Raw genomic sequence first — 19,764 nt, 5'->3', positions numbered from 1 at the left:
ATTTTTTCGCCGTGGGCCAGCCATCGCACCTTGTGGAACGCGCAGCGCCTCGCCTAGTCTTGCAGGCGGGAGAGCCGGGCGGGTCACGCGCGGCAGAAGCAACGAGCGGCAGATGCCGTCCTGACAGGCCAGGACAACCGGTTCGCCGGCGCGCGGGGGCTCGCCCTTGCGCCCGCCGCGACCCCAGCAGGTGGAGCGCATTGCCATGAGCCTCGACATCCCCTTGAGCACCGGCTCGAACGCCGCCGAGATCGACGCGCACATCATCGACGTGCTGCGCCATCGCGTCGGCAAGGACGAACGCGCGGCCAAGCCGCACGACTGGTTCACCGCCACCGTGCTCACCCTGCGCGACGCGGTGATCGACCGCTGGATGGAGAGCACGCGCAAGACCTACGCCGAGGGCGGCAAGCGGGTCTATTACCTCAGCCTCGAATTCCTCATCGGACGCCTGCTGCGCGATGCGCTGTCGAACATGGGCCTGACGCGCGAGATGGAGAAGGCGCTCGCCGCGCACGGCTTCGACCTCGCCCAGCTCGAGGAGCTGGAACCCGACGCCGCGCTCGGCAACGGCGGTCTCGGCCGGCTCGCGGCGTGCTTCATGGAAAGCCTCGCCAGTCTCGACATCCCCGCCTACGGCTATGGCATCCGCTACAAGAACGGCATGTTCCGCCAGCGCATCGACGATGGCTGGCAGGTCGAACTGCCCGAAACCTGGCTCAGCCACGGCAACCCGTGGGAGTTCGACCGGCGCGAGAGCGCCTACCGCGTCGGCTTTGGTGGCGAAGTGATCGACCGCGGCGACGGCGTCGAATGGAAACCGGCCGAACAGGTCGAGGCGAGCGCCTACGACATGCCGGTGGTCGGCTGGCGGGGCAAGCGCGTCAACACGCTGCGGCTGTGGACCGCGCGCGCGCTCGATCCGATCCGTCTCGACGCCTTCAACGCCGGCGACCACGTCGGCGCGCTGGTCGAGGACGCGCGCGCCGATGCGCTGGTGCGCGTGCTCTATCCGGCCGATTCGAACGCCGCGGGCCAGGAGCTGCGGCTGCGCCAGGAGTATTTCTTCACCTCGGCCTCGATCCAGGACATCATCCGTCGCCACGCGCAGTTCCACGGCGACGTGCGCACCCTGCCCGACAAGGCGGCGATCCAGCTCAACGACACCCACCCCGCGGTCGCCGTCGCCGAGATCATGCGCATCCTCGTCGACGACCACGGGCTCGAATTCAACGAAGCGTGGGAGGTGACGCGCAGGACCGTCGCCTACACCAACCACACGCTGCTGCCCGAAGCGCTCGAGACCTGGCCGCTGCCGCTGTTCGAACGGCTGCTGCCGCGGCACATGCAGATCATCTACGCGATCAACAGCCGCGTGCTGCGCGAAGCGCGCAAGGGCGGCATGGACGATGCCCAGATTGCCGCGATCAGCCTGATCGACGAGCATGGCGAGCGCCGCGTGCGCATGGCCAACCTCGCCTTCTGCGGCGCGCATTCGGTCAACGGCGTCGCCGCGCTCCACACCGAGCTGATGAAGTCGACCGTGTTCGCCGATCTCCACGCGCTCTACCCGGCGAGGATCAACAACAAGACCAACGGCGTCACCCCGCGCCGCTGGCTGCAGCAGTGCAACCCCGGCCTCGTCTCCGTGCTCAGGGACGCGATCGGCGACGGCTTCCTCGACGATGCCGAAAAGCTCGCCGAGCTCAACGCGCTGGCCGACGACGCTGCGCTGGGCGAGCGCATCGCCGAAGTGAAGCGCGCCAACAAGGTCGCGCTCGCCGGGCACATCAAGGCGATCACCGGCGTCCGCCTCGATCCCGACGCGCTGTTCGACGTCCAGATCAAGCGCATCCACGAATACAAGCGCCAGCTGCTCAACCTGGTCGAGACGGTCGCGCTCTACGACCAGATCCGCAGCCACCCCGAACGCGACTGGGTGCCGCGGGTGAAGATCTTCGGCGGCAAGGCGGCGCCGAGCTACCACAACGCCAAGCTGATCATCAAACTCGCCAACGACATCGCCCGGCGCGTCAATTCCGATCCTTCGGTCGGCGGGCTGCTCAAGGTCGTGTTCGTGCCCAACTACAACGTCAGCCTTGCCGAGCGGATCATCCCCGCCGCCGACCTGTCCGAACAGATCAGCACGGCCGGCATGGAAGCCAGCGGCACCGGCAACATGAAGTTCGCATTGAACGGCGCGCTCACCATCGGGACGCTCGACGGCGCCAACATCGAGATCAAGGACCGCGTCGGCGACGACAACATCGTGATCTTCGGCCTCACCGCCGACGAAGTGCTCGAACAGCGCGCGAACGGCTACGACCCGCGCGCGGTGATCGAGGGCAACCGCGAGTTGCAGCAGGCGATCAACGCCATTGCCAGCGGCGTGTTCAGCCCCGACGATCCCGACCGCTACGCCGCGCTGATGGGGGGCCTGTACGACAGCGACTGGTTCATGGTCGCCGCCGACTTCGACGCCTACCATGCCGCGCAGCGCAGCGTCGACGCGCGCTGGGAAGATCAAAAGGCGTGGCGCGCCAGTGCCTTGCGGAACATCGCCAATGTCGGCTGGTTTTCATCGGACCGGACCATCGGCGAATATGCGCGCGATATCTGGGGGGTCTGAGCAGCCACGATGAAGCCCGACGCGCGTGCCATCGAAGCCCTGCTGGAAGGCACGCACGCCGACCCGTTCTCGTTGCTGGGCGTCCATCCCGGCCCGCAGGGCGCGTTTGCCCGCGCGATCCTGCCGGGCGCGGAAACAGCCGAAGCCTTCGCGCTCGACGGCACGCCGCTCGGGGCCCTCGCCCGCACCGATCCGCGCGGCCTGTTCGAGGGCCTCGTTGCCGGCCCGCCGCAGCCGGTGCGCTACCGCTGCGGCGCCGGCGTCCACCGGTGGTCCGTCACCGACCCCTATTCGTTCGGTCCGGTGCTCGGCCCCACCGACGATTTCCTGATCGGGCAAGGCACGCATTTCCGCCTGTTCGACAAGCTGGGCGCACATCCGATCGAGCATGAAGGCGCAAGCGGCGTCCACTTCGCGGTCTGGGCGCCCAACGCGTCGCTGGTCAGCGTCGTCGGCGATTTCAACGACTGGGACCACCGCCGCCACCCGATGCGCAAGCGCGCCGACACCGGGGTGTGGGAAATCTTCCTGCCCGACATCGGCACGGGCCGCGCCTACAAGTACCGGATCGTGGGGCCCGACGGCGCCGCCCAGCCCTTGAAGGCCGACCCTTACGCCTTCGCCGCCGAGCTGCGCCCCGCCACCGCCTCGATCGTGGCGCGCCCCGGCAAGCCCGACTGGGCCGACCACGCCCACCGCGCGCATTGGGCGAAGGCCGATGCTCGGCGCGAACCGGTCTCGATCTACGAGGTCCATCCCGGCTCCTGGCGCAAGCCCGACGCGGCCGAGTTCTACAGCTGGGACGAGCTCGCCGACCGGCTGATCCCCTACTGCGTCGACATGGGCTTCACCCATATCGAGTTCCTGCCCGTCTCCGAGCATCCCTACGATCCTTCGTGGGGCTACCAGGCGACCGGCCTCTATGCGCCGAGCGCGCGGTTTGGCGAACCGGCCGGCTTCGCCCGCTTCGTCGATGGCGCGCATCAGGCGGGGCTTTGCGTGCTGGTCGACTGGGTGCCCGCGCATTTCCCCACCGACGCCTTCGGCCTCGCGCGGTTCGACGGCACCCACCTCTACGAGCACGAAGACCCGCGATTGGGCTTCCATCCCGACTGGAACACCGCGATCTACAACTTCGGCCGGCGCGAGGTGGAGGCCTTCCTCGTCAACAATGCGCTGTTCTGGGCCGAACAGTACCACGTCGATGGCCTTCGCGTGGATGCCGTCGCCTCGATGCTCTACCGCGACTATTCGCGCAAAAGCGGCGAATGGATTCCCAATGCCGAGGGCGGGCGCGAGAACTGGGAGGCGGTCGGCTTCCTGCAAGCCATGAACAAGGCGCTCTACGGCCAGCATCCGGGCGTGATGACGATCGCCGAGGAATCGACCTCGTGGCCCGGCGTCACCCTGCCTGCCCACGAGAAAGGGCCCAATGGCGGGGGCCTCGGCTTCGGCTTCAAGTGGAACATGGGCTTCATGCACGACACGCTGAAGTACATGGCCCGCGATCCCATCCACCGCCGCTACCATCACGACGAGATCACCTTCGGCCTGATGTACGCCTTCGCCGAAAACTTCGTCCTGCCCTTGAGCCACGACGAAGTCGTCCACGGCAAGGGCAGCCTGCTCGCCAAGATGGCCGGCGACCAATGGCAGAAGTTCGCCAACTTGCGCGCCTACTACGGCCTGATGTGGGGCTACCCCGGCAAGAAGCTGCTGTTCATGGGCCAGGAGTTCGCGCAAGCGCGCGAATGGAGCGAGGCGCGCGCGCTCGACTGGGACCTGCTGCAACACGAACCCCACGCCGGGATGCAGCGCTGGGTGCGCGATCTCAACGCCGCCTACCGCACGCGCCCCGCCCTCCACGCCCGCGATTGCGAGGCCGAGGGCTTCGCCTGGCTGGTCGTCGACGATGCCGCAGCCAGCGTGTTCGCCTGGCTGCGCAAGGCGCCGGGCGCCGCGCCGATCGCGGTCGTCTGCAACATGACGCCCGCCACCCACGGCTACTATCGCCTGCCGCTGCCGCACGACGGGGTGTGGCGCGAGGTGCTCAATTCCGATGCCGAGCCCTATGGCGGGTCGGGCCAGGGCAACCTCGGCGCGGTCGAAGCGAAGGACGGCGCGGCGCTGGTCGTGCTGCCCGGACTTTCCACGCTGATGTTCGAATTTGCCGGAACCGGAGAGGATCAATGAGGGACAGGACGATCGGCCAGCCGCTGGCGCGCGATGCGATGGCCTACGTGCTCGCCGGCGGGCGCGGCAGCCGTTTGAAGGAGCTGACCGACAACCGCGCCAAGCCGGCGGTCTATTTCGGCGGGGTCAGCCGGATCATCGACTTCGCGCTGTCGAACGCGATCAATTCCGGCATCCGCCGCATCGGCGTCGCCACGCAGTACAAGGCGCATTCGCTGATCCGCCACATGAACCGCGCGTGGAACTTCATGCGCCCCGAGCGCAACGAGAGCTTCGACATCCTGCCCGCCTCGCAGCGCGTGTCCGAGCACCAGTGGTACGAAGGCACCGCCGACGCGGTGTTCCAGAACATCGACATCATCGCCGCCCACGCGCCCAAGTACATGGTCATCCTGGCCGGCGACCACATCTACAAGATGGACTACGAACTGATGCTGCAGCAGCACGTCAGCTCGGGCGCGGACGTCACCGTCGGCTGCCTGGTCGTGCCGAAGAAGGACGCCAGCGGCTTCGGGGTGATGGCGGTGGACGACAATTCCACGATCACCGCCTTCGTGGAAAAGCCCGCCGATCCGCCGACCATCCCCGGCGACGATGCCCATTCGCTCGCGTCGATGGGCATCTACGTGTTCGAGACGAAGTTCCTGTTCGAACAGCTCAACCGCGATGCCTCCGATCCCCATTCGAGCCGCGATTTCGGTGGCGATATCATCCCGTACATCGTCCGCCACGGCAAGGCGGTGGCCCACCGCTTTACCGAAAGCTGCGTCCGCGCGGCGGAGGAAATCGAGGAATACTGGCGCGACGTCGGCACGCTCGACGCCTATTTCGACGCCAACCTCGATCTCACCGATACCGTGCCCAAGCTCAACATGTACGACCGCGACTGGCCGATCTGGACCGACCAGGTCGTCGCCGCCCCGGCCAAGTTCGTCCACGACGAGGAAGGCCGCCGCGGCATGGCGATCTCCTCGCTGATCAGCCAGGACTGCATCGTCTCGGGCGCGCTCGCGCGCCGCTCGCTGCTGTTCACCGGGGTCAAGATGGGCTCGTTTTCCTCGGTCGAGGAAGCCGTGATCCTGCCCTACTGCAACATCGGCCGCCACGCGCGACTGAAGCGGGTGATCCTCGATTCGGGCGTGCGCATTCCCGAGGGCCTCGTCGTCGGCGAAGACCCCGAACTCGATGCGCGCCGCTTCCGCCGCACCGAAAACGGCGTGTGCCTGATCACCAAGGCGATGATCGAACGCCTGCCGTGACCTTGCGCGTCCTCTCGATCGCCTCGGAAGCCGCGCCGCTGGTCAAGACCGGTGGCCTGGCCGACGTGGCGGGCGCCCTGCCCGCCGCGCTCGCCCCGCACGACGTCGCGATGACCACGATCCTGCCGGGCTATCCCAAGGTCATGGCCGCGCTGGGGGCGAAGGCGGCGAAGGCCAGGGCGATCCACGCCTGGCCGTCGCTGCTGGGAGAGCCGGCGCGGCTGGTCGCGGGCAAGCTCGGCCAGCACGAGCTGCTCGTGCTCGATGCGCCTGCCTTCTTCGCGCGCGATGGCGGGCCTTATGCCGATGGCGGCGGCCGCGACTGGGGCGACAACTGGCGCCGCTTCGCCGCCTTCGCCCGCGCCGCCGCCGATGTCGCCACCGGCGCAGCAAAGGGCCTCGCCTTCGACCTTGTCCACGCCCACGACTGGCAGGCGGCGATGGCGCCCGCCTACTTGCGCTACGACGGGTCGCCGCTGCCTTCGGTGATGACCATCCACAACATGGCGTTCCAGGGCCACTTCGGTGCCGAGGTGTTCCCCGCGCTCGGGCTCCCGCGCGAAGCGTTCGCCTTCGACGGAGTCGAATATCACGGCGGCGTCGGCTTCCTCAAAGCCGGGCTCGAAGCCGCGAGCGCGATCACCACGGTCAGCCCCACCTACGCGCGCGAGATCCGCACCGCCGAATTCGGCATGGGCCTCGAAGGGCTGGTCCGCAGCCGGGGCGCGCGCGTCCACGGGATCGTCAACGGCATCGACACCGCCGAGTGGAACCCGGAGACCGACCCCGCGCTCGCCCAGCGCTTCTCGCTCCGCAGCTTGCCCAAGCGCCTTGCCAACAAGCGCGCGCTCGAAGCCGAATTCGGGCTCGACAGCGATGCCGATGACCGAGGGGGTCCGCTGTTCGTCGTCATCACCCGCCTTACCTGGCAGAAGGGCATGGACGTTCTGCTCGAGGTGATCGACCACCTCGTCGGCCTCGGCGGGCGGCTCGCGCTGCTCGGCTCGGGCGATGCCGCACTGGAAGGCGCGCTCCACGCCGCCGCCGCGCGCCATCCGGGCAGGGTCGCGGTGCGCATCGGCTATGACGAAGGCCTGTCGCACCGGATGCAGGCGGGCGGCGACGCGATTCTGGTGCCGAGCCGCTTCGAACCTTGCGGCCTGACCCAACTCTACGGCCTTGCCTACGGCTGCGTCCCCGTGGTCAGCCGCACCGGCGGGCTTGCCGATACCGTGGTCGACGCCAACCTCGCCGCGCTCGCCGCCGGCGCGGCGACCGGCGTGCAGTTCAACGCGGTCAACTACGCCAGCCTCGCCGACGCGATCGACCGCGCCATTGCGCTCTATCATCGACCAGACCTCTGGCGCGGCCTCCAGCGCGCGGGGATGAAAAGCGACTTCTCGTGGCGGCGCAGCGGCAAGGCCTACGCCGATCTCTATCGCAGCCTGCTGCCGCAGGGATGACCGCCAGCAGCCGCTTCACCGTCCGCAGTCCCCGCGCGCAGGCGGTCTGGCTGTGCCTGTTCGACGGCTGGGGCGAACGCCGCATCGCGATGGAGCGCAGCGGCGAGGACTGGACGGTTGAGCTTCCAGGCGACCTCGCGGGCGTCGCCTACGGCTATCGCGCGGCGGGTGAATGGGCGCCCGAGCGCCGCCTGTGGTTCGATCCCGCCAAGCTGCTGGTCGATCCGCGCGCCGTCGAGCTCGACCGGCCCTTCGTCTACGATCCGCGCCTGTCGCGATACGGCGTCGACACCGCCGGCATCGTCCCCCGCGCGATCCGGCCGGGCGCGCTGCCCGAAGTCGCGCGCGCGCCCGCGATCCCCGTGCGCGGCGGGCTGATCTACGAGGTCAATGTCCGCGCCTTCACCATGCTGCACCCCGAGATCCCGCCGGCGCAGCGCGGCACCGTCGCCGCGCTGGCGCACCCGGCGGTGCTCGCGCACCTCCGGAAGCTCCACGTTACCGCCATCGAGCTGATGCCGATCGTCGCCTGGATCGACGAGCGCCACCTGCCTCCGCTCGGGCTGTCGAACGCCTGGGGCTACAACCCGGTCGCGCCGATGGCGCTCGATCCGCGGCTGTGCCCCGGCGGCCTTGCCGAACTGCGCGAGACGGTTGCCGCGCTGCACGCCGAAGGGATCGGCGTGCTGCTCGATCTCGTGTTCAACCACACCGGCGAAAGCGACGCGGCAGGGCCCGTGCTCTGCCTGCGCGGGCTCGACAACGACAGCTACGCCCAGGCGCGCGACGGCAGCCTCATCAACGACACCGGCTGCGGCAACACGCTCGACTTCGGCAACCCGGCGGTGCGCGCGCTGGCGCTCGATGCCTTGCGCCACTTCGTCCGCCATGCCGGCGTCGATGGCTTCCGCTTCGACCTCGCCACGATCATGGCGCGCTCACCCGGCTTCGACGCGCAAGCCCCGATTTTCGCCGAAATCGCCGCCGATCCCTGGCTGTCGGACCGCGTGCTGGTCGCAGAGCCCTGGGACATCGGCCCCGGCGGCTACCAGCTCGGCAGGTTTCCCGCCCAGTGGCTCGAATGGAACGACCGCTTCCGCGACGACCTGCGCCGCTTCTGGCGCGGAGACGGCGGCATCGGCGCGCTCGCCACGCGGCTGGCGGGCTCGGCCGACATTTTCGGCAAGGGCCCTTCCCGCTCGGTCAATTTCCTCGCCGCGCACGACGGCTTCACGCTCGCCGACACGCTCGCCTACGAACACCGCCACAACCACGCCAACGGCGAGGACAACCGCGACGGGCATGGCGAGAACTTCAGCTGGAACAATGGCGTCGAAGGCCCGAGCGACGATCCGCGCGTGCTTGCCGCCCGCGCTGCCTTCGCGCGCGCCATGCTGGGCACGCTGTTCGTCTCGACCGGGACGATCCTGCTTACCGCCGGCGACGAATTCGGCCGCAGCCAGCGCGGCAACAACAACGCCTATGCGCAGGACAACGCGCTGACCTGGATCGACTGGGAGGCGCGCGACACCGCGCTCGAGGACCATGTCGCGCGGCTCGCCGCCTGGCGCGCGGCCAATCGCGAAAGGCTGGTCGAATTCCCCGAGGACGGCCGCTGGCTCACGCCCGGTGGCGCGCCGATGACGCCGGAGCGCTGGGAGGATCCGGCCACAAACGGCGTCCGCTGGGAGCACGGCGAACCGGCGCGACCGTTCGGTTTCATCCTCGATCGCGCCGGCCCGTACGCAGAGCCTCTGGAGGACGGCTTCGCCCGGGGGCTTCGGGCGGCGTCAGGCTCCCAGCCGTCGTAGCGCGGGGTCGATGAACCGCCGCTGACCGGGTTCGTAGCGCGCCGGGCCTTCGTCCAGCGACAGCGGGCGCGGCAGCAGGCGGTTGAGCAGCAGGCGCCCGAAGGTCCACTCGCCCAGCTCCGAGCGCGCGTTGATGTGGCCCGCAAGGCCCGCGTCGGCAAAGCTCGCGCCCCAGGTCCGCGCCAGCGCCCGCGCGCTGCCGAACGGCATGTAGGGATCGTCGCGGCTGGCGACGACGATGCTGCGGAACGGCAGCTCGCTCCCCGGCACCGGCGCGAAGCGGGTCAGCCGCCGGTCGATCGGCGCGTCCTCGACGTCGGGCGGGGCGACCAGCAGCGCGCCCGCCACGCGGTCGAGGCTGCCGCCGCCCGACAGCCGCTCGTATTCGGCCCACCAGGCGACCGCGTGGCAGCCGAGCGAATGCGCCACCAGCACCACCGGCCGGTCGGCGCGCTCGATCGCGAGGTTGATCTTGTTGACCCAGGTGTTGCGGTGGGGGTCGTCCCACAGCCCCAGGTCGACCCGCCGGCAATCGGGCAGGGTCTCTTCCCAGCGCGTCTGCCAGTGCCCGGCGCCGCTGTTGCCGAGGCCCGGCACGGTCAGGATCACGGGGTCGCGCTGCGTTGCATGTGTCTGTTCGAAGGCCATTGCATCGTCTCCAATCGAAGAGGCGGCCGGTCGACTCGGATTACGTCCCGACAGAGTTCCAAGATAACTCCACCTTTGGAGTAGACAATGGCCTTGCGACCATCCGCGCCGCATCGTCGCCGGACCGAGCGCGCAAATAAGCGTTGCAAATCGCGCGGCGCTGTCACAGGCGGCAAGCCAAGCGGAGACGGGCCAGGCGCTCGCCGCCCTTGAAAGATCGCGCCGCGCCCGCCACCTGACGCATCGATCGCGCCAGAGCGCACGGGACCGGCCCGTCATGCGGATATTCGAACCTTGGACAGAGCGGCCCCACCGTCCCCGGCAGACACCAGCAACCGCCGCCTGCTCGTCTCGATCCACGACGTCTCGCCCCGCTCGGAGGCCCAGGTCGACCGGCTCGCCGCGCTGATCGAGCGCCACACCGGCCCCGCCCGCTTCGCCATGCTGGTGATCCCCGACCACTGGCGCGAGGCGCCGATCGCCGGCAACGCTGCCTTCGCCACGCGGCTGCGCGGCTGGGCCGACACGGGCATCGAGATGTTCCTCCACGGCTGGTGCCACCGCGACGAGACCCCCGCCCGCGACGGCCTCGCCGGGTTCAAGGGCAAGCACATGACCGCCGGCGAAGGCGAATTCCTCAACCTGCCGCGCGCGCAGGCCCTGTCGCGGATGCGCGAGGGCAAGGCGCTGCTCGAGGACATCCTCGGCCGCCCCGTCACCGGCTTCATCGCCCCCGCCTGGCTCTACGGCGAAGGCGCGCATGCGGCGATGCGCGAACTCGGCCTGCCGCTCGCCGAAGACCACATGAAGGTCTGGCGCCCGACGACCGGCGAAGTGCTCGCCCGCGGTCCGGTGGTCACCTGGGCGAGCCGCAGCCGCGGCCGCATCGCCAGTTCGCTCGCCTTCGCGCGGCTTGCCCGCACCGTCCTCCCGCTCGCGCTGCCGACGCTGCGCCTCGCGGTCCACCCCGGCGACACCACCGTGCCGGCGCTGATGGACAGCATCGAGGGCACCCTCGCCCGCTTCGTCCGCAGCCACGCGCCATCGCGCTACGCCGCGCTCGGCGCTCCGGGCTGAGGCGCGAAGGGGACCGATGGCCCGCGACGAAACTCAGCCCTCGCGCAGCTTGCGCGTGCTCACCTTCCTGCACAGCTTCGCGCCAGGCGGGGTGGAGCGCGTCGCCTTGCGCCTGCACGCCGCCTGGGTCGCGCAAGGGATCGACGCGCGGCTGGTGATGGGCCGCGATGAAGGCGCTATGCGCCACGAATGGCCCGGGCTCGCCTACGACCTGCTCGATTCCGGCAACCGCACCGGGCCGTTCGAAACGCTGTGGATGATCGCCTGCCTTCCCGGCGCGATCCGCCGCCACCGCCCCGACGTGCTGTTCTGCGCGGGCAATTCCTACACGATCGTCTCGGTGGCGATGAAGCTGCTGCTCGGCCGCCGCTGTCCGCCGATCCTCGCCAAGATCAGCAACGATCTCCAGCGCCCCGACCTGCCGCGCCTCGCCATGCCGTTCTACCGGCTGTGGCTGCGCATCCAGGGCCGCCGGCTCGACCGCATCGTCGCCATCGCCCCGGCAATGGCCGAGGAGATCGCCGCGATGATGCAGGCGCCGCGGACGCGGATCGCGGTGATCGACAACCCGGCGCTGTCCGAGGCCGAGCTCGATCACCTCGCCACGATGCCGCGTCCGCGCCACGACGGCGCCGGCCGCCGCTTCCTAGCGATCGGCCGGCTCGCGCCGCAGAAGAACTTCCTCGGCCTCGTCGAGGCCTTCGCCCGCATCGCCCGGGCGCACGACACGCTGACGATCTGCGGCGAAGGCGGGCAGCGCGCCGCGATCGAGGCGCGGGTCGAACGCCTCGGCCTTGCCGGCCGGGTGCGCCTGCCCGGCCACACCTTCCCGCTCGACGGCGAGCTCGCCCGCGCCGATGCGCTGGTCCTGTCCTCCGATTACGAAGGCCTGCCCACGGTCGTGCTCCAGGCCTATGCCGCCGGCCTGCCCGTCGTCGCCACCGATTGCAGCGTGTCGATGCCCGCGCTGCTCGGCGAGGGGCGCTTCGGCGCGCTCGTGCCGCCGCGCGATCCGCACGCGCTCGCGCGGGCGATGGACGCGGTGCTCGACCGCCCGTTCGACCTGTCCGCGGCGCGCGCGATGGCGCGTCGGTTCACCGTAGATTTAGCTGCACGGCGCTACCGGCAGGCGATGGAGGACCTCATTCCGTCGGCGGCGCTTTCGCGCGCACCGCGCATCAAGTTCCGCTAAGGGTCCGATTCGATGTCCGATTCCACGATGATCCAACCGCCCCTGCCGGCGACGGCAGCCCCCTCCCAGACCGCCCTGCGCAAGTGGGGGGCCTATGTCGGGCCGGCGATTTCGGCCGCGATCCTGATCGCGGTGCTGATCGAGCTGCGCAAGCTCAACTGGGGCGTGGTCACGTCGATCCTGCCGACCAACCCGCTGATCTGGATGGTGTTCCTGGTCAGCTATTTCCTCAGCCCGATGGGCGACTTCCTGATCTTCCGGCGGCTGTGGTCGATCCCGGCCACGGGGATCCTGCCGCTGCTCAAGAAGCTCGTCGGCAACGAACTGCTGCTGGGCTACATCGGCGAAGTCTATTTCTACGACTGGGCGCGCCGCCACGTGAAGATGGAAGGCTCGCCCTTCGGCGCGGTCAAGGACGTGGCGATCCTCTCCGCGCTTGCCGGCAACATCATGACCGTGATCATGCTCGCGCTGACCTGGCCGGTGATCGGCACCCTGGGCCTCGGCGTCAGCGCGAACATCATGGCCGCCTCGCTCGGCCTCGTGCTGATCACCTCGGCGGTGATCATGTTCTTCCGCAACGGCCTGTTCAGCCTGTCCAGCCGCGACCTGTGGTTTGTGTTCGGCGTGCACTGCGCGCGCATCGTGCTCAAGACCGGGCTGACCGCGCTCGCCTGGGCGCTGATCCTGCCCGAAGCGCCGCTCAGCTCCTGGCTGCTGCTCTCGACCGTGCGCCTGCTGCTCTCGCGCCTGCCCTTCCTGCCCAACAAGGACATCGCCTTCGCCGGGGTCACCGCGCTGCTCGTGGGCGCGCAGGTTAAGACCGGAGTCATGATCGCCATGCTTTCGATGCTGACGATATCGATGCACGTCGTGCTGTTCATCGCACTGATGCTGATCGATCTCGCCGCAAGGGAACGAACTGCATGACGATCCGCCCGCCTGTCCTCGCCGCCGCGCCGATGCTGCTGGCTGTCGCGGCCGCGCCGCTGCTGCTCGGCAACGGCCCGCTGCGCTCGACGCCCGATCTGGGCAAGGCCGAGGGGCAGTGCCGCGCGGGCGAAAGCGGTCCGGCCTTCCTCGTCGACGTGGTCGGGCTCAAGGACCGCTCGGGACACCTCAAGCTCGAGGTCTATCCCGCCAACGACGCCGATTTCCTTGCCGACGACAACCTGCTGGTCATGGCCGGCAAGACCTTCCGCCGGGTCGAGGTGACGACGCCCGCCACCGGCACCCCGCGCCTGTGCGTGCGCGTGCCCGGCCCCGGCGCCTATGCCGTGACGGTGCTCCACGATCGCGACGGCAACCGCAAGTTCAACTGGACCCACGACGGCATCGGCTTTTCGGGCAATCCCCGCCTCGGCTGGTCCAAGCCCAAGGCGCGCAACGTCGCGGCGCAGGCCGGCGCCGGGCCGACCCCGTTGCGCATCGTGCTCAATTACCGTAACGGCCTCGCATCGGTGGGACCGATCAAGGGGAGCTGAGCCGGCTCTATGAAGCTCGTCGATGTCTGCGCCTTCTACGCGCCCAAGGGCGGCGGCGTCCGTACCTATGTCGATCGCAAGCTCAAGGCCGGCGCCGCCATGGGCCACGAAGTCGTGGTCATCGCGCCGGGCAGCCACGATCATGTCGAACACCGCGGCCCCAACGCGCGGATCGTCTGGCTGAAGTCGACGCTGTTCCCGCTCGATTTCAACTACCGCTACTTCTCTGACATCCCCGGCCTCTATGCCGCGCTCGATCGCGAACAGCCCGATTTCGTCGAGGCGTCCTCGCCCTGGCGCAGCGCCTCGGTCATCGCCGACTGGCCCGGCGCTGCGCCGCGCGCGCTGATCATGCACGCCGATCCGCTGTCGGCCTATGCCTACCGCTGGCTCGATCCGATCGCCACGCGCCCGACCATCGACACGATCTTCGATCGCTACTGGCAGCACCTGCGCCGGCTCGACACGCGCTACGACATGATCGTGAGCGCGAGCCAGGGGCTCAGCGACCGGCTCGCCGCCGGCGGCGTATCGCGCGTCGTCACCAATCCGATGGGGGTCGATCCCGGGGTGTTCTCGCCGGGCTTGCGCGACGAAGCCCTGCGCGCAGGGATGCTGGCGATGGTCGATCTGCCGCCGCAGGCCACGCTGCTGCTCGGCGTTGGCCGCTTCGCGCCCGAAAAGCGCTGGCCGATGCTGGTCGAGGCGGTCACCGCCGCGGGCACGCGCACGCCGGTCGGCATGGTGCTCGCCGGCCAGGGGCGCGACCGCAAGGCGATCGAGCGCAAGATCGGCGAGAACCCGCATATCCGCATCCTCGCCCCGATCACCGAGCGCGCCGAACTCGCCCGCGTGATGGCGAGCGCCGACGCGCTGATCCATGGCTGCGAGGCCGAGACCTTCTGCATGGTCGCCGCCGAAGCGCGCGCCAGCGGGCTGCCGCTGATCGCGCCCGACGAAGGCGGCGCGGCGGACCAGGCCCGCGCCTCGGGCGGCTTCCTCTATGAAAGCGCCGATGCCGCCGCCGCGGCCGACGCGGTGGTCGACTATGCCACGCAGCGCCTGGCCGGCCTTGCCGGCCCGCGCGCCGACCTCCCGCCCCCGCGCACGATGGACGATCACTTCGCCGAACTGTTCGCAAGCTACGAGCGGATCATCGCGCAAGGCAAGGCAGGCGGCCTGCGCGCCGCCTGACGCCCGCGCCGCTCCCGCCCCGCTCCAGGCGTCCCCTGCGCCGGCGGGCGCCCCCTCAAGGCCTAAGGCAGCCCTTCGACAAGCGCAGGGCAGGCGGTCTTCGAGACCGCAAACTTCCCTCACCCGTGCCGGCCTGTCGAAGCACTGGGCTCCCCTTCGCGCCTCAGCCCGCGTCCGAACCGGAAGCAGCCGTTCGACAGGTTCAGGGCAGATGGTCCTCGCACACCAGGCATCCTCCGTCCGCCCGTGCTGAGCTTGTCGAAGCACTGCCCTTCCCTTCGCGCCCCACCCCGCGATCCGAACCGGAAGCAGCCGTTCGACAGGGTCGAGGCAGCTGGTCCTCGCCCCCCAAACAACGCCACCCCCGCCGGTGCCGGCCTGTTGAAGCACGGCCCTTTTTCGGTGCCCCGCAGCGCCGCCCCGCACCCTCGACCGGGATGCCTTCGCACGGGCTGGCGGACATATTGCATATGCAACGATCACCGCGCGCTGTCCTACAAGCCCGCGCCGAGCTATAAGCGCGCGCAACCGCTCCTTGAAACCCACGTGAATCAAACGCTTGTCCGCGAAGGGAGAGCTTTCGCGAAGGGTTCGGATTTCATCCCTGGACTGTGTAAACCCCGTAAACCCCCTCCCCCTCGGCGCGCCCCGGGACCCAACGAAAAAACGGCGGCAGGATCGCTCCTGCCGCCGCCAGTCTCAGGGTGGATTCGTGACCGGTCCGGCGCGCCTTGCGCGCGCCGGCACGGGGGTCCGTCAGAAGTTGACGGTCGCTTCCAGACCGTAGGTCCGGGGCGCGTTGAAGTTGGCGTAGTCGCCCAGCACGGCCGCGTTCGCGTTCGAACGGCGGTAGATGTACTGGGTGTTGAACAGGTTGCGGGCCCAGGCCGCGATCGTCAGCTTCTGGCCGCCGGCGCTGCTCATCGGGATGTCGGCGAGGCTCAGGCGGGCGTTGACGACGAAGCTCTTGTCGGTCTTCACGTCCTCGTTGTCGAACGAGTAGACCGGGTCCGAGTAGTTGCCGTCGAGGTGGAAGCGCACCAGCGCGCCGGCGCCGCCCACGGGCAGGTCGTAGTCGATGCTGCCCGACAGCGCGTTCTCCGGGGTGAACACGATGAACACCGGCTGGAACACCTTCACGCCGTCGTTGTTCTGCTGCTCCTGCACGGTGTTCTCGGCGAGCGGAACCTTGGTGTAGGTGTAGGCATAGGACAGGCCCAGCGACAGGTTGTCGATCGGCTTGACCGTGACGTCGGCCTCGATCCCGCGGATCTTGGTGGTGCCGGCCGCATTCACGGTTTCAAGCGTGTTGCGGATGGTGCCGTCGGCCTGCGGGATGAAGAAGTTGAAGTCGACCTGGCTGTCCTTGCGGTCCATGATGTAGCCGGCAAGGTTGAAGCGCACGCGGCGGTCGAACAGCTCGGACTTGAGGCCCACTTCGTACGACTTGACGCTTTCCGGGCCGAACGAGCGGTAGGTCAGCGAGCGCGAGCTAGCCCCGCCCGCGCGGTATCCGGTGGCGTACTTGGCGTAGAGGTTGACGTCGGGGGTCACGTCGTAGGCGACGATGGCGAGCGGGTCGAACCGGTTGTTCTTGTACTCGAAGGTGCAGACCGTCGGCGCCGCGGCGGTGCCGCAGTTCGAGGCCGCGCCGTTGACCAGCTCGAGCGTGCCGTGCTTCTCGTCGCGGGTGAAGCGGCCACCCAGCGTGATGTGCAGCGGATCGATCGGGCTGTAGGTCGCCTGGCCGTAGGCCGCGTAGCTCTTGGCATAGGCGATCGACTGGCGGGCGATCGTCGCGTTGAGGTACTGGCTGGGGTCGTTGATGGTGTAGCCGGTGATCGCGCCGGTGACCGGATCGACCTTCCAGGTGTTGCTGTTCGGCGTGCGCGCCCAGTCGTTGGCGCGCTCGTTGAAGTAGTAGAGGCCGAGCACGTAGTCGAGCTTGTCGATCGAGCCGACCGCCTGGAACTCCTGGCTGAACTGGCGCTGGTCGAGGTAGGCGAGCGAGTAGCGGCTGAACGCCTGGCCGACGTAGCTGCCGGGCGCGCCCTTGACGTTGAACGCCGGGGTGCGGTGCGCGCCGCCCGAGTTGTCCCACTGCTCGTCGGTCACGGTGCGCCACGCGGTGATCGAGCGCAGCTCGATCTCGGGGCTGACCTTGTACTTGATCGTCGAGGTGAAGCCCTTGGTGTTGTCGATCGAGGGCTGCTGCGGCACGCCGATGTCGGCGGTGCTGACGCGCTTGTCCGAAACGATCACCTGCGAGGGCAGCGGCGCGATCTTGCCCGAGGGCACCTTGCCGCCGTTGGCCGCGATCTCGGCGACGGTGGCGACGGTCTTGCCGAGCGGGTTGTAGTTGATCAGCTGGCTGTAGAACGGCGTGTTCTCGTCGCGGCTGCGGTCGAAGGCGAGGTCGACGGTCAGGCCGTCGATCGGGCGCCAGCGGGCGGCGATGCGACCGCCGTAGCGCTGGTACTGGTTCCAGCCGGCCTGGCCGGGGAGCGGGTTCTTGACCGTCGGGTCCTGGTGCTGGACCACGCCGTCGAGCTTGAACGCGACGTTGGCGATCTCGGGCAGGTCCATGTGCAGCTGCGCGGTGTAGCTGCCGTAGTTGCCGAAGCCGGCGGTCAGGCGGCCGCCGAATTCGCCGGTCGGCGCCTTCGACACGATCGACAGCGCGCCGCCTTCGGTGTTGCGGCCGAACAGCGTGCCCTGCGGGCCCTTGAGCACTTCGACGCGCTCGACGTCGAACAGGCTGGCGTTGAGGCCGTGCTGGCGGCCGAGGTAGACGCCGTCGAGGTAGACGCCGACGCCCTGCTCTCGCGCGGGCTGGTTGGCGTCGAGCGGCACGATGCCGCGGATGCCGATGGTCAGCGCCGACTGGCGGGCTTCGAAGGTCGCGACGCGCAGGCTGGGCACGGCGCCGTCGGCGAGGTCGATCAGGCTCTGGACGTGACGCTTCTTGATGTCGTCGTTGCTCATCACCGAGATCGAGATCGGCGTGTCCTTGAGGTTCGTCTCGCGCTTGGTCGCAGTGACGACGATCTCGGTCAGGCCCGAGCTGTCACCGGCGGCCGCGGTTTCGGCGGCGGCGGCGTCGGCCGGTGCGGTCGCGGCGGCGGCTTGCGCGAAGGCAGGGCTGGCGGCGAGCGCAAAGACGCCCGCTCCGGCCAGCAGGCCGGCGCGAATCTGGTAATTGAAAGTCATGGTTCCCTCACTTGCGAAGACGGCATGTCCCCCCGGGCGAGGCCCCATTAGGCGCGCTAAAAGACAGTTATGTGACAGGTTTGCTGAACGGATTGTAATGTTGCGCCAAAATTGACCGAATTGTGACTTCCCACCGCACCGCAAGCGGCAAGCCAAGCTTTTCCAACGCACAAGGGTGCGGGACCCTTCGCGCGTTGTCGCAATCGGACGGCTATCTGACCTTCTTTTGACCAAAATCGATCGGTCTGTCCTCCGCCGAGGGCAGTCCGACGCCCATCAATGCGGCCAGGGTCGGGGCGACCTGGCGCATGTTTATTTCACCCACGTTCGCACCTGCGGGAACATTCGGCGCCGTGACGAGGAAGGTCGCGTTCATTTCGGCAAGTCCGGGAAAATACCCGTGCATGCCCTTGACCCGCGCCGGTCGGACGAACGGGGCGCTGGCCCCCGCGAAGGGCGAGGCGACCGCGCCGGCGGACAGATCGAGGTAGAAATCGGCCTGCGGATTGCCCCCTGCGGCAACGATCTGCGCCGCATCGAGCACCTTGGCGATGCGCGCCTCGGGATCGGCGGAAAGTTTCGCGACCAGCGCGCGGACCTTGTCCCGCAGCGCCGAATCGTCGCGGCGGGCGAGCACGATCGCCACCGATCCCCCCGAACTCCACGGCATCGCGTCCCAGCCGCTGACCTTGCCCTCGCCGTCGAGCGTGATCAGCCCGGCATCGATGAAGGCGCGGAAGAAGTTCACCTCGGTGTCGGTCGGCGCAAAGCCATGGTCGCTGACCACCGCCACCGCGGCGTCGGGATGCGCGGCAAGCTCGGCATCGCGCAGCTTTCCGACCACCGCGTCGATCCGTTCGAGCACGGCATTGGCCTCGCTCGAGCCGGGACCCGTCGCGTGCTCCTGGTGGTCGAGCCCGGCGAGGTAGACCGTCACGAAGCCGGGCTTGTGCCGCGCGATCAGGTCGGCGGCGAAGGCCGCGCGGTTTTCGTCGCCATCGACCGATTCATCGATGCCCTGCGCATAGGCGCGGCCGCAATCGTGCTCGAGCTCGTCGACCAGGCCCGGACTGGCGAGCGCCTTCAGCAGCTTGGCGTCGTCCTCGTGGCCCGAGCGCCAGATCTGCGGCAGGTTCCAGGTGAGCGCGCGCGCGCCGACGCTGACCGGCCAGTGGACGTTGGCGGTAGTGAGCCCGGCATCGTGCGCGGCGTCCCACAGCGTGCGCGCCTTCTGGTCCTGCGCGTACCAGAACCAGCCGCCATAATTGATCTGCCTGGGATCGAACGTGGTGTTGCCGACGATCCCGTGGCGCGCCGGGGCGACGCCGGTGAGCAGCGTGGTGTGGCTGGGATAGGTCAGCGTCGGCAGCACCCCGGTGACCCCGGTCGCCGACGCGCCTTCGCGCACCATCCGCCGCAGGTTGGGCACCTTGAGCCCCCGCCTGTCCGCTTCGAGCACGTCGCCCGGGCGCAGCCCGTCGATGGAGATCAGCAGCAGCGGCCGTGCCGGCGCGAGGCCCGGCGCAACAAGAAACGCCGCGCTGCAAAGCAGCGCGGCGCTCTTGAGGAGGCGACGATCGACGAGACGATGCTTCATCGCTTCC

At 69.1% G+C, this 19,764-nt stretch carries 13 protein-coding genes; 10 read left to right on the top strand and 3 right to left on the bottom strand.

Annotated features, from left to right (window positions below; all coding sequences use genetic code 11):
- Positions 1 to 205 precede the first annotated feature (205 nt).
- From K3A85_RS07950 to glgX, 5 genes are read left to right on the top strand one after another with little or no spacing between them, the layout of a single operon-like run.
- Complete coding sequence (locus K3A85_RS07950) at positions 206 to 2,629, top strand: glycogen/starch/alpha-glucan phosphorylase (RefSeq protein WP_225205917.1); 2,424 nt, start codon at positions 206 to 208, stop codon at positions 2,627 to 2,629.
- A 9-nt stretch (positions 2,630 to 2,638) separates the two neighbouring features.
- Complete coding sequence (gene glgB, locus K3A85_RS07945) at positions 2,639 to 4,822, top strand: 1,4-alpha-glucan branching protein GlgB (RefSeq protein ID WP_225205916.1); 2,184 nt, start codon at positions 2,639 to 2,641, stop codon at positions 4,820 to 4,822.
- Entirely contained in the window at positions 4,819 to 6,081 is a 1,263-nt protein-coding gene (gene glgC, locus K3A85_RS07940; RefSeq protein ID WP_225205915.1) for a glucose-1-phosphate adenylyltransferase, read from the top strand. The genes glgB and glgC overlap by 4 nt, the downstream gene beginning before the upstream one ends.
- A complete protein-coding gene (glgA, locus tag K3A85_RS07935) occupies positions 6,078 to 7,544 on the top strand; it encodes a glycogen synthase GlgA (protein WP_225205914.1) in 1,467 nt (488 codons plus the stop codon). Before glgC ends, glgA begins: the two co-directional genes overlap by 4 nt.
- Positions 7,541 to 9,355 (top strand): glycogen debranching protein GlgX, encoded by a 1,815-nt coding sequence (gene glgX, locus K3A85_RS07930; protein WP_225205913.1) that lies wholly within the window; start codon positions 7,541 to 7,543, stop codon positions 9,353 to 9,355. Before glgA ends, glgX begins: the two co-directional genes overlap by 4 nt.
- Here the strand turns inward: glgX and K3A85_RS07925 are convergent.
- Entirely contained in the window at positions 9,335 to 10,003 is a 669-nt protein-coding gene (locus K3A85_RS07925; protein WP_225205912.1) for an RBBP9/YdeN family alpha/beta hydrolase, read from the bottom strand. The two genes, glgX and K3A85_RS07925, sit on opposite strands and share 21 nt — an antisense overlap.
- A gap of 294 nt (positions 10,004 to 10,297) precedes the next feature.
- Here K3A85_RS07925 and K3A85_RS07920 point away from each other — a divergent pair, with 294 nt between their 5' ends.
- Genes K3A85_RS07920 through K3A85_RS07900 form a run of 5 tightly spaced genes read left to right on the top strand, consistent with a single transcriptional unit; the run spans position 10,298 to position 14,950 of the window.
- Positions 10,298 to 11,080, top strand: coding sequence for a DUF2334 domain-containing protein (locus K3A85_RS07920; RefSeq protein WP_225205911.1), 783 nt, complete (start codon positions 10,298 to 10,300; stop codon positions 11,078 to 11,080).
- Between the two features lie 16 nt (positions 11,081 to 11,096).
- Positions 11,097 to 12,272 carry a glycosyltransferase gene (locus tag K3A85_RS07915; RefSeq protein ID WP_225205910.1) on the top strand — a complete coding sequence of 392 codons (1,176 nt, stop codon included), beginning with the start codon at positions 11,097 to 11,099 and terminating at the stop codon, positions 12,270 to 12,272.
- Positions 12,273 to 12,299: 27 nt separating this feature from the next.
- Positions 12,300 to 13,202 carry a hypothetical protein gene (locus K3A85_RS07910; RefSeq protein ID WP_225205909.1) on the top strand — a complete coding sequence of 301 codons (903 nt, stop codon included), beginning with the start codon at positions 12,300 to 12,302 and terminating at the stop codon, positions 13,200 to 13,202.
- A gap of 32 nt (positions 13,203 to 13,234) precedes the next feature.
- Positions 13,235 to 13,756 (top strand): DUF2141 domain-containing protein, encoded by a 522-nt coding sequence (locus K3A85_RS07905; protein WP_225206034.1) that lies wholly within the window; start codon positions 13,235 to 13,237, stop codon positions 13,754 to 13,756.
- 9 nt (positions 13,757 to 13,765) lie between these two features.
- Positions 13,766 to 14,950 (top strand): glycosyltransferase, encoded by a 1,185-nt coding sequence (locus tag K3A85_RS07900; RefSeq protein ID WP_225205908.1) that lies wholly within the window; start codon positions 13,766 to 13,768, stop codon positions 14,948 to 14,950.
- A 756-nt stretch (positions 14,951 to 15,706) separates the two neighbouring features.
- Here K3A85_RS07900 and K3A85_RS07895 read toward each other — a convergent pair.
- Together K3A85_RS07895 and K3A85_RS07890 are read right to left on the bottom strand one after the other, a co-directional pair.
- Positions 15,707 to 18,160 carry a TonB-dependent receptor gene (locus K3A85_RS07895; RefSeq protein WP_225205907.1) on the bottom strand — a complete coding sequence of 818 codons (2,454 nt, stop codon included), beginning with the start codon at positions 18,158 to 18,160 and terminating at the stop codon, positions 15,707 to 15,709.
- 211 nt (positions 18,161 to 18,371) lie between these two features.
- Positions 18,372 to 19,757 (bottom strand): alkaline phosphatase family protein, encoded by a 1,386-nt coding sequence (locus K3A85_RS07890; protein ID WP_225205906.1) that lies wholly within the window; start codon positions 19,755 to 19,757, stop codon positions 18,372 to 18,374.
- Between the last annotated feature and the right edge of the window lie 7 nt (positions 19,758 to 19,764).

The sequence above is a fragment of the Novosphingobium huizhouense genome, assembly GCF_020179475.1.
GTDB lineage: Bacteria > Pseudomonadota > Alphaproteobacteria > Sphingomonadales > Sphingomonadaceae > Novosphingobium > Novosphingobium huizhouense.
The sequence above is the reverse complement of the archived record's forward strand: the minus strand, read 5'-3'. Positions and strand labels throughout refer to the sequence as shown.

Excerpts from the sequence above, each read along its gene's own strand:
- K3A85_RS07910 (WP_225205909.1), top strand. The coding sequence starts at position 12,300 with ATGATCCAACCGCCCCTGCCGGCGACGGCAGCCCCCTCCCAGACCGCC.
- K3A85_RS07950 (WP_225205917.1), top strand. The coding sequence starts at position 206 with ATGAGCCTCGACATCCCCTTGAGCACCGGCTCGAACGCCGCCGAGATC.
- K3A85_RS07925 (WP_225205912.1), bottom strand. The coding sequence starts at position 10,003 with ATGGCCTTCGAACAGACACATGCAACGCAGCGCGACCCCGTGATCCTG.
- K3A85_RS07905 (WP_225206034.1), top strand. The coding sequence starts at position 13,235 with ATGCTGCTGGCTGTCGCGGCCGCGCCGCTGCTGCTCGGCAACGGCCCG.
- K3A85_RS07890 (WP_225205906.1), bottom strand. The coding sequence starts at position 19,757 with ATGAAGCATCGTCTCGTCGATCGTCGCCTCCTCAAGAGCGCCGCGCTG.
- glgC (WP_225205915.1), top strand. The coding sequence starts at position 4,819 with ATGAGGGACAGGACGATCGGCCAGCCGCTGGCGCGCGATGCGATGGCC.
- glgB (WP_225205916.1), top strand. The coding sequence starts at position 2,639 with ATGAAGCCCGACGCGCGTGCCATCGAAGCCCTGCTGGAAGGCACGCAC.
- glgX (WP_225205913.1), top strand. The coding sequence starts at position 7,541 with ATGACCGCCAGCAGCCGCTTCACCGTCCGCAGTCCCCGCGCGCAGGCG.
- K3A85_RS07900 (WP_225205908.1), top strand. The coding sequence starts at position 13,766 with ATGAAGCTCGTCGATGTCTGCGCCTTCTACGCGCCCAAGGGCGGCGGC.
- K3A85_RS07915 (WP_225205910.1), top strand. The coding sequence starts at position 11,097 with ATGGCCCGCGACGAAACTCAGCCCTCGCGCAGCTTGCGCGTGCTCACC.
- K3A85_RS07895 (WP_225205907.1), bottom strand. The coding sequence starts at position 18,160 with ATGACTTTCAATTACCAGATTCGCGCCGGCCTGCTGGCCGGAGCGGGC.